This window comes from Streptomyces longispororuber (assembly GCF_024448165.1).
Taxonomy (GTDB): domain Bacteria; phylum Actinomycetota; class Actinomycetes; order Streptomycetales; family Streptomycetaceae; genus Streptomyces; species Streptomyces longispororuber_A.
Genome location: NZ_JAMOLN010000283.1, coordinates 1 through 10,744 on the forward strand (window position 1 = coordinate 1; position 10,744 = coordinate 10,744).

The 10,744-nt window shown below is 73.0% G+C and carries 5 protein-coding genes; 4 read left to right on the forward strand and 1 reads right to left on the reverse strand.

Translation table 11 applies throughout. The features are described from left to right. Positions 1-295: 295 nt before the first annotated feature. Together M4J07_RS43595 and M4J07_RS43600 are read left to right on the forward strand one after the other, a co-directional pair. Positions 296-2,374, forward strand: coding sequence for a M4 family metallopeptidase (locus M4J07_RS43595; RefSeq protein ID WP_255982077.1), 2,079 nt, complete (start codon positions 296-298; stop codon positions 2,372-2,374). Positions 2,375-2,639: 265 nt separating this feature from the next. Next, positions 2,640-4,205: a M4 family metallopeptidase gene (locus M4J07_RS43600; protein WP_255982079.1), complete on the forward strand. Its 1,566-nt coding sequence runs from the start codon at positions 2,640-2,642 to the stop codon at positions 4,203-4,205. Between the two features lie 58 nt (positions 4,206-4,263). Here M4J07_RS43600 and glgP read toward each other — a convergent pair whose 3' ends face one another. Then, positions 4,264-6,876, reverse strand: a complete 2,613-nt coding sequence (gene glgP, locus M4J07_RS43605) for an alpha-glucan family phosphorylase (RefSeq protein WP_255982081.1) — start codon at positions 6,874-6,876, stop codon at positions 4,264-4,266. 218 nt (positions 6,877-7,094) lie between these two features. Here glgP and M4J07_RS43610 point away from each other — a divergent pair, with 218 nt between their 5' ends. Both M4J07_RS43610 and M4J07_RS43615 read left to right on the forward strand, forming a co-directional pair. Further along, entirely contained in the window at positions 7,095-9,548 is a 2,454-nt protein-coding gene (locus tag M4J07_RS43610; protein WP_255982083.1) for a protein kinase domain-containing protein, read from the forward strand. Between the two features lie 63 nt (positions 9,549-9,611). Beyond that, positions 9,612-10,744 (forward strand): serine/threonine-protein kinase (locus M4J07_RS43615; RefSeq protein ID WP_255982085.1); only part of this gene is annotated, 1,133 nt, incomplete at its 3' end.

Below are 10,744 nucleotides of genomic sequence, written 5' to 3' on the forward strand. Positions count from 1 at the left end.
TCCCGGGTCGAGCACTGTCCGGTTCCCCCGGAGGGCCCCGCATATCGAACACCCTCCCCCGCCCACCGAACCAATTCCGGCCAACCTGCTGACGCGCTCCTGACAGACGGCGCTCTCTGCTGCCACTCTTCCCAACGGCCACCGCACAGCTGCCCCACAGCACTGAAGTGCCCGGCCGTCGCACTAGCTCCATGCGCCACCCCGCACCGCCTGCACTGCGTTCTGCCCGGACGGCCACCCGCCGTCCGTTCCCCACTGGCCGCGCACCCATGCGGCCGCGCAGAAGGAGTCAGCGTTGAGAAGCACCTCCACCTCCCACAGACGTCGCGTCACCACGGCGGCAGCCGTCGGCGCCGTCACCGCCCTGCTGGCCGTCGCCTTCCAGTCGGGCCCCGCCACCGCCGCCGACGCCCGGGACGCGAGCCCGAGCGCCCAGGCCACGGCGAACGCGGCGCGCGGCGCCGACCCGGGCGCCCTGCCCGTGAAGCTCTCCCCCGCCAAGCGCGCCGAGCTGCTGCGCGCGGCGAACACCAGCAAGGCCAAGGCCGACACCGCGAAGGACCTCGGCCTCGGTGCCAAGGAGAAGCTCGTCGTGCGCGACGTGCTCCAGGACCGGGACGGGACGACCCACACCCGGTACGAGCGGACCTACGACGGCCTCCCGGTGCTCGGCGGCGACCTGATCGTCGACGCCGCGAAGTCCGGCGCCGCGCAGGGCGTCACCAAGGCGTCGAAGGCCCAGCTCAAGGGCGTGGACACCACCGCGGACGTCAAGCCGGCCAGCGCCGAGAAGCAGGCCCTGGCGCTGGCGAAGGCCGACGGTTCGAAGAAGGCCGACGCCGACCGCGCACCGCGCAAGGTCGTGTGGCTGGGGCAGGGCGCGACGAAGGGGCAGCCCACGCTCGCCTACGAGACCGTCGTCGGCGGCCTCCAGGACGACGGCACCCCGAACGAGCTGCACGTCATCACGGACGCCACCACCGGCAAGAAGCTGCACGAGTGGCAGGCGATCGAGACCGGCACCGGCAACACCCAGTACAGCGGCACCGTCACCCTCGGCACCGCGCTGTCCGGTTCGTCGTACACCCTCAACGACACCGCGCGCGGCGGCCACAAGACGTACAACCTGAACCGGGGCACCTCCGGGACGGGCACGCTGTACTCCGGCACGGACGACGTGTGGGGCAACGGCTCTGCGTCCAACACCGAGACGGCCGCCGCCGACGCCCACTACGGCGCCGCGGAGACCTGGGACTACTACAAGAACGTCCAGGGCCGCACCGGCATCCGCGGGGACGGGGTCGGCGCGTACAGCCGGGTCCACTACGGCAACGCGTACGTCAACGCGTTCTGGGACGACAGCTGCTTCTGCATGACGTACGGCGACGGCACCAGCAACACCCACCCGCTGACGTCGCTCGACGTGGCCGCGCACGAGATGACGCACGGCGTCACCTCCAACACCGCGGGCCTCAACTACTCGGGTGAGTCCGGCGGTCTGAACGAGGCGACGTCCGACATCTTCGCGGCGGCCGTCGAGTTCTACGCCAGCAACCCGAGCGACGTGGGCGACTACCTCGTCGGCGAGAAGATCGACATCAACGGCGACGGCACCCCGCTGCGCTACATGGACAAGCCCAGCCAGGACGGCGCCTCGAAGGACTCCTGGTACTCGGGGATCGGGTCCGTCGACGTGCACTACTCGTCGGGTCCCGCCAACCACTTCTTCTACCTGCTCAGCGAGGGCAGCGGGACGAAGACCATCAACGGCGTGACCTACAACTCGCCGACCTCGGACGGCCTGCCGGTCACCGGGATCGGCCGGGACAAGGCGGCGCTGATCTGGTTCAAGGCGCTGACCACGAAGTTCACGTCGACGACCAACTACGCGGGTGCCCGCACCGGTGCGCTGGCCGCGGCCGGTGAGCTGTACGGGACGACCAGCACGGAGTACAAGGCCGTGCAGGACGCGTTCGCCGCGATCAACGTGGGCGCCCGCTCCGGCGGCACCGACCCGGGCACCGGCAAGACGTTCACCAACGACGCCAACGTGAACATCCCGGACTACCCGGGCGCCGCGGTGACCTCGTCCGTGGCGGTCACCGGCATCACCGGCAACGCGCCGTCCACGCTCAAGGTCGGCGTCGACATCGTGCACACGTGGAGCGGTGACCTCCAGGTCGACCTGGTGGGCCCGAGCGGCAAGACGTACCGGCTGCACTCGTCCACGTACGACCCGACGCCCAACATCCAGACCACGTACACGGTCAACGCCTCCACGGAGACCGCGAACGGCACCTGGAAGCTGAAGGTCCAGGACCTGGGCTCGCAGGACACGGGCTACATCAACAGCGTCAAGCTGACGTTCCCGTAGGCAGGATCCGGCCACACCGTTAGTCGGGGCGCGTCGCACCGGAGGTTCAACTCCCCGGTGCGGCGCGCTCGTTCACGTGGGGCCGTTCATGTTCCGTTCGCATTCCGATCGTCAGTTTTCGCTCAACGAACGAATTCCGGCCAACCTGCGATCACGTACATGACATTTCCCGTCCTCAACTGCCACAGTTTTCCCGCAGGTTCGCACCACATGCATCACCCGCACGGCAAAGCTCACCCCCCACATCACACAAGGAGCTTTCTTCGTGACTCCCCACATATCCCGTAGGACCACTCTGTCCATCGCCACGGCCGTCGCCGCCGGCGCCCTGCTGACCGGCGCCCTCACCACCACCGGTGCCGCCGCCCAGCCGTCCGCCGCCGGAGCCACCCCACTGGCTCTGACCGCGTCGGCCCGCGCGGACCTCATCAAGGACGCGAGCGCCAGGACCGCCGAGACGGCGAAGGAGCTGAAGCTCGACGCCAAGGAGAAGCTCGTCGTCCGTGACGTGGTCAAGGACCGCGACGGCACCACGCACACCCGCTACGAGCGCACCTACGACGGCCTGCCGGTCCTCGGCGGCGACCTCGTCGTCCACGAGTCGAAGTCCGGCGCCCGCGAGGGCGTCACCCGCGCCACGTCGAAGTCGATCGACGTGCAGACCGCCGGCGCCTCCCTCAAGGCCGCCCCGGCCGGCGCCCGCAAGGTCGTCTGGGCCGCCACCGGCACGCCGAGACTCGCCTTCGAGAAGGTCGTCAAGTCCACCAAGAAGGACGGCACGCCGAGCCGGGTGCACACCGTCACGGACGCCGCGACCGGCAAGAAGATCTTCGCGTACGACGAGATCAGGACCGGTGCCGGCGAGTCGCAGTACAGCGGCAGCGTCGAGGTCGGGACCAGCAAGTCCGGTTCCTCGTACGCCCTCACCGACGCGACGCGCGGCGGGCACTCCACGTACGACCTGAAGCACGGCTCGTCCGGCAAGGGCACGCTGTTCACCGACGCCGACGACAAGTGGGGCGACGGCACGAACAACGACGCCGCGACCGCCGGTGTCGACGCCGCCTACGGCGCCCAGGTCACCTGGGACTACTACAAGTCGGTGCACGGCCGCAGCGGCATCAACGGCGACGGCAAGGGCGCCTACTCCCGGGTCCACTACGGCAACGCGTACGTCAACGCGTTCTGGGACGACAGCTGCTTCTGCATGACGTACGGCGACGGCGAGGGCAACGCCAAGCCGCTCACGTCGATCGACGTGGCCGCGCACGAGATGAGCCACGGCGTGACGTCGGCGACCGCCAACCTCACCTACAGCGGCGAGTCCGGCGGCCTGAACGAGGCGACGTCCGACATCTTCGGCACGTCGGTCGAGTTCTACGCCAACAACAGCAAGGACGTCGGCGACTACCTCATCGGCGAGAAGATCGACATCAACGGCGACGGCTCGCCGCTGCGCTACATGGACAAGCCGAGCAAGGACGGCGCCTCGCTCGACGCCTGGAAGACCGGCGCGGGCAACGTGGACGTCCACTACTCGTCCGGCATCGCGAACCACTTCTTCTACCTGCTCAGCGAGGGCAGCGGCAAGAAGACGATCAACGGCGTCGACTACGACTCGCCGACCTCGGACGGCTCCACCGTCACCGGCATCGGCCGGGACAAGGCCGAGAAGATCTGGTTCAAGGCCCTGACGACGTACTTCACGTCGAGCACCAACTACGCGGCGGCGCGCACCGGCACGCTGAGCGCGGCGAAGGACCTGTACGGCGCGGACTCGGCCGAGTACAAGGCGGTCGGCGCCGCCTGGTCGGGCGTGAACGTCAAGTAGCGCGACAAGCACAGCAGTTGGGCGACGCCCGGGCCGCTGCGGCCCGGGCGTCGTCGTGTCACCGCAGCAGCACCCCGCCGCCCTCGCTCACTTCCTCCGAGGGCACCGCGACCAGCCCCGCCTCCGCCACCGACGCGAGCAGCCGGTGCGTGGGCAGGATGCGGACCGTGTAGCCGTACGGGCCCGTGCGGTCCAGCGCGAGCGGGCCCTCGTAGGCCCAGCGGCCGTCGGCGTCCGGGCCCGACACCGGCTTCAGCGGGACCGTCGCCGCCTCGCCGATCCGGTCCTCCGCGTCGACCCGGCCGGCCACCGCCTGCACCTCGACGTCGTCGGGGCCCAGCTCCCCCAGCGCCACCCGCACGTGGAGCGCCAGCGTCGCGCCGAGCTCCGCGGTGGCCGTGGCCGCCTCCACGTGGTCGACCGCCACCCGCGGCCAGGCCGCGCGCACCCGGGACTTCCACGCCGCGAGCTCCCGTGCGGCGTCCGGGGTGAGCGACCGGTCGGCGAGGGCGGCGGGCGCGTACAGCTTCTCGACGTACTCGCGGACCATCCGGCCGGCCAGCACCTTCGGCCCCAGGTGGGTGAGGGTCTGGCGGACCATCTCGATCCAGCGGTCCGGGAGCCCTTCGGGACCGCGCTCGTAGAAGCGCGGGGTGATCCGGCGCTCCAGGAGGTCGTAGAGGGCCGCCGCCTCCAGGTCGTCGCGGCGGTGCTCGTCGGTGGCCGTGCCGTCGGCCGTGGGGATGGCCCAGCCGAAGGCCGGCTCGAACCACTCGTCCCACCAGCCGTCCAGGACCGAGAGGTTGAGGCAGCCGTTGAGCGCCGCCTTCATGCCGCTGGTCCCGCACGCCTCCAGGGGGCGCAGCGGATTGTTGAGCCAGATGTCGCAGCCGGGGTAGAGCTTCTGCGCCATCGCCATGCCGTAGTCGGGGAGGAAGACGATGCGGTGGCGCACCCGCGGGTCGTCGGTGAACCGGACCAGCTCCTGCACGAGGCGCTTGCCGCCGTCGTCGGCCGGGTGCGCCTTGCCCGCGACGACGATCTGGACCGGGCGCTCCTCGTCGAGGAGGAGCCGCATCAGGCGGTCCGGGTCGCGCAGCATCAGGGTCAGGCGCTTGTACGAGGGGACGCGGCGGGCGAAGCCGATGGTCAGCACGTCCGGGTCGAGGACGCCGTCGACCCAGCCGAGTTCGGCCGTGCCCGCGCCGCGCTGCCGCCAGGACGCGGCGAGCCGCTCCCTGACCTCGGTGACGAGCTGGCCGCGCAGCTCCCGGCGCAGGTCCCAGATGTCGCGGTCGGGGATGTCACCGACCGCGTCCCAGCGGTCGGAGCCGCCGACCGACAGGGCGTCCTCGGTGCGCCGCTCCCCGATCTGGCGGGCGCCGAGCCGGAAGACCTCGGGGGCGACCCAGGTGGGCGCGTGCACCCCGTTCGTGACGGAGGTGATCGGCACCTCCTCGGGGTCGAATCCAGGCCACAGTCCCGCGAACATCTCCCGGCTCACCGAGCCGTGCAGCGTGGAGACCCCGTTCGCGCGCTGGGCGAGCCTGAGTCCCATCAGCGCCATGTTGAAGACGTTCGGGTCGCCTCCCTGGTGCGTCTCCATGCCGAGGCCGAGGATCCGCTCCACGTCCAGGCCGGCGAGTTCGGCGCCCGGACCGAAGTGGCGGGCGACCAGCTCCCGGTCGAAGCGGTCGATGCCGGCCGGGACGGGGGTGTGGGTGGTGAAGACGGTGCCCGCCCTGACCGCTTCGAGCGCCGCGTCGAAATCGAGCCCCTCGACGGAGAGTTCGGCGATCCGCTCGACGCCCAAGAAGCCGGCGTGCCCCTCGTTCGTGTGGAACACCTCGGGCGGCGCGTGGCCGGTGAGCCTGCTGTACGTGCGCACGGCGCGCACCCCGCCGATGCCGAGGAGCATCTCCTGCAGCAGCCGGTGCTCGCTGCCGCCGCCGTAGAGCCGGTCGGTGACCTCGCGTTCGTGGGCGCCGTTCTCCTCGACGTCGGAGTCCAGCATGAGCAGCGGCACCCGGCCGACCTGCGCCTGCCAGACCCGGGCGAGGAGCGGGCGGCCGCCGGGCAGGGCGAGCGCGATGTGGGCGGGGGTGCCGTCGGGCTCGCGCAGCAGGGTCAGCGGCAGCTCGTTCGGGTCGGTCACGGGGTACGTCTCCTGCTGCCAGCCGTCCCGGGACAGCGACTGCCGGAAGTAGCCGTGCCGGTACAGGAGCCCCACGCCGACCAGCGGGACGCCGAGGTCGCTGGCGGACTTGAGGTGGTCGCCCGCGAGGATGCCGAGGCCGCCCGAGTACTGCGGCAGGGCGGCCGTGATGCCGAACTCCGGCGAGAAGTAGGCGACGGACGACGGGAGTTCACCGCCCTGGCCCTGGTACCAGCGGTCGTCGTGCAGATAGCCGCGCAGATCGTCGGCGACCTCGCTGAGCCGCGCCAGGAAGCCTTCGTCGATGGCGAGTTGGGCGAGCCGGGAGGGCGGCACGGTGCCGAGCAGCCGCATCGGGTCACCGCCGGACGCGGCCCAGCGGGCGGGGTCGACGGCGGCGAACAGGTCGCGGGTGGCGGTGTGCCACGACCAGCGGAGATTGCGGGCCAGGTCGTGGAGCGGGGCGAGCGGTTCGGGCAGGACGGGACGTACGGTGAAACGACGGATGGCCTTCACGTGCTCACCTCTGCGGGACGCGGGGACACGGGGACACTGGAGCCGGCGGGCCGGGCCTGCGGACGTCGCCGTGCGGCCCGAAAGTCACCCTCGAACGGTAGTGGCCGACCGCGCCCCCTGCCACGGCGCACGGCACGGCGTCCGGAACCGACCGTGCCCCTGCCGCGTGAAAAACTGTCGGAACCTGCTTGGGGAACGGGCGACTTGGGGGACGACGGATGCTGGGGCAGTTGCGCGGGACGTCACCACGCTCCGTCGGGCCGTACGTGACGCTGGCCCGGCTCGGCGCGGGCGGCATGGGCGAGGTGTTCCTGGCCAGGCCCGCGCGCCTCACCGCCGGCTACGGTCCCGACGACCTGGTCGCGGTGAAGGTGATCAGGAACGAGGCGGCGCGGGACGAGGGCTATCTGCGGCGCTTCGAGCGGGAGGCGGCGGTCGCGGCGGCTGTCAGCAGCCCCTACGTGGCCCGGCTCGTCGGCAGCGCGGTGAGTGGCGAACAACCGTGGTTGGCAACGGAGTTCGTGACCGGCCCGACGCTCGCGCAGGCCGTCCGCCGGCACGGGCCGCTGCCGCCGGGCGCCGTCGCGGCGCTCGGTGCCGGTCTGGCCCGGGGGCTCGCGGCACTGCACGCGGCGGGCGCACTGCACCGTGACGTGAAGCCGGGCAACGTGCTGCTGGCCGCGGACGGACCACGCGTCATCGACCTGGGCGTGGCCCGGGTGCGGACCGCGACCACCCTCACCGAGACGGGACTGCTCGTCGGCACCCCCGGGTTCATGTCGCCGGAGCACGTGGCGGGCGGCCGGCACGTGGTGCCCGCGTCCGACGTGTTCTGTCTGGCGTCGGTGCTCGCGTACGCGGCGACCGGCCGGGACCCGTTCGGTGACGGGCCGGTGGCGGCCGTGCTGTACCGGGTGTCGCAGGCGGAGGCCGAACTCGGGCCTATGCCCGAGGAGTTGGCGACCGTACTGCGGTCCTGTCTGGCCCGGGACCCGGCAGAGCGTCCTTCCGCGGCCGACGTCGCCGACACCTTCGATCGGCTGCGGGACGCGGCGCACGCACCCGAGTGGCCGGACGCGGTGCGCGAGGCCATCGAGGCGGAGCACCGCGAGGTGCGGCAACTGTGCGCGGCCGGCGGCGCGTTGGAGCCGGTCGCGGCGGCGCCCGCCTGGCCGCGGGCGCAGGACGGGTCGCTGCCCGAGCCGACGGCGCTCGACTCCCCGGCGACCGCGCCCCCGGACGCCCCCGCCGTGCACCGGCTGCCGACGATGAGCTCACGGCCGCCGCAGCGGCGGCGCCGCCGGGGACCGCTCGTGACGCTCGCGGCGGCCCTCGCGCTCGGTGTCCTGGGCGGGCTGCTCGCCGTCTGGCAGCCGTGGGCCGGTGACACCTCCGACGCGAAGGCGGGGCCCCGCACCGCCGATCCGCGGCTCGCGGCGCGGGCGGGCGTCGACGAGCAGGGCACCGGCGACCGCTCCGGAACGGTCGAGCAGCTCGCCGGGCAGCGGCCCGCGGGCTGGCACCCCTGGCAGGGGAAGCTGCGGCACGCCCCGTACGCGTGTGCCGCCGACACCCACGCGATCGTGTGCCTGCTGACGAACGGCACGTACGACGCGATCAGTGCGGTGGACGGCCACCAGTTGTGGAAGTCGGGCCAGTTGGACGTGAACGAGGACGTCGACGAGGCGTACGTCGGGCCGACCGGCGGCATGTTCATCCCGGGCGAGGCGATGGAGCCGCAGGTGCGCGGCGGCCGGACGCTGATCTCCGTGGACACGGCGCTCCAGATGCGGGACTCGGCGACCGGGAAGGTGCTGTGGCGCGGTCCGGCCGGCTCGGGCGCGACCGGCATGGGCACCCGGCCGCTCCTGACGGACGAGGCGGTCCTCACCTACCAGGCGGGCAACAGCCTCACGGACCGGATGCCGGAGATCCGGGCATACGCGCCGCGCACCGGACGGCTGCTGTGGCACCGGCAGTTCGCGCGGGAGGCGCAGGGCAAGGTCGAGACGAACATGTTCACCATGCAGGCCGTCAGGGACGGCGTGGTGTACGCGGACAGCCCGGAGGGACTCGCCGCGTACGACACCCGCACGGGCCGGCCGCTGGGCACGGCGTCCGTGCCCGACGGCTGCCACCAGGTGCTGGCGGGCGAGGACACGGTGGTCTGCTCGCGGCGCGAGGACGGCAGCGCCGCGCTGCACGCCGTCCTGCTCACCCCGCGCACCCTCCGCACGGCGCACGGCACCCTCACCTACGAGAAGGTGCCGCACGGTTTCCCGTTCGCCACCGTGACCGCCGTGACCGGCCGGGCGGCGGTCGCGTACGACCCGGCGGACCGCAAGGTCGCCGTCGCCGACCGGGCCACCGGCCGCGTCGTGCGCGTCGAACGCCTGAAGAAGACGAGCATCCCCGCCTCGCGGCCGCTGGTCCTCGGTGACCGGATCGTGTACGCGGACGCGGAGGCCCTGTACACGATGCCGCTCGACGGTTCGGGCGGGCCGCGCCGCCATCCGGTGACGGGGGCGCCGGGCGACCGGCCCGAGGACTCCGCGGGCACGTCGATCATCGCCGAGCAGCTGCGGCCGCCGGTGGTCCTGTCCATGGGCGGCGTCGTGCATCTCGTGTACGACGAGGGCGCCGTGGTGTCGGTGGCGCTGCCGTCCGTCTGAGCACCCACCCTCGCCCGGCCCACCGGCCGCCCCGTCACCGTCGTCACCGTCGTCCGGAGAGTCATGCTCACCGCACTTCCCGCGGGTTCGCCCCGCCGCATCGGTCCCTATCAGCTGCTCGCGCGGGTCGGCGCCGGCGGCATGGGCGAGGTGTTCCTGGCCCGCCGCGCCGAGCCCGGCGCGCGGCTCGTGGCGCTCAAGGCGGTCCGCGGCGACCTGGACCCGGACGACGCGTTCCGGGCGCGGTTCCGGCGGGAGATCGCGGCGGCCCGCGCGGTCTCGGGCCCGTACACGGCTCCGCTGGTCGACGGCGACGCGGACGCCGAACCGCCGTGGCTGGCAACGGAGTTCGTGCCGGGTCCGTCGCTCGCGGACGCGGTGGCCCGGTGCGGTCCGCTGCCGGTGGCGGCGGTGCGGGCCCTGGGCGCGGGCCTGGCCAGGGCGCTGTCCGCGGTGCACGGGGCGCGGCTGCTGCACCGGGACCTGAAACCGGCCAACGTGCTCCTGACCGCCGACGGCCCGCGGCTGATCGACTTCGGCATCGCGCAGGCCTTCGAGGCGACCGCGCTCACGGCGACCGGGGTGCTCGTCGGCACGCCGGGCTTCCTGTCGCCGGAGCAGATCGACGGATCGCGAACGGTGGTGCCCGCGTCGGACGTGTTCTCGCTGGGCGCGGTGCTCTGCTTCGCGGCGACCGGGCGCGGCCCCTTCGACGACCCGGAGCTCGCGTCAATGCTGTTCCGGGTCTCCCGCGCTCAGGCCGAACTGGCCGACGTACCGGCCGCGTTGCTGCCGCTGGTCGAGCGGTGCCTGCGCCTCGACCCGGCCGCCCGCCCCACCCCCGACGCCCTGGCGGACCGGCTCGCGCCGCCCACCGGCCTCTTCCCCTGGCCGCCCGAGGTCCTCTCGCTGCTCGCCGAGCACCGCGAGGCGGTCGCACCGTTCGAGCGGCAGCGCCCCACGGGCGACCCGGCGTCGGCCCCGACAGAGTCGGGCCTGCGGGTGCCGCACTCCCCGACGGCGTACGACCGTCCGCTGCCGCCGCCCGCGCCGCCCACCGTGCCGACAGGCCCGCGCGGCCGTGGCCCGCTGCGCTGGGCGGCCGCCGCCTGCGCGGTGGCTGCCGGGGTCACGGCCACGGTGCTGCTCCTGCCGGACGGGGGCGGCGGCACACCACCCCCGGCGGCGGCGCCCTG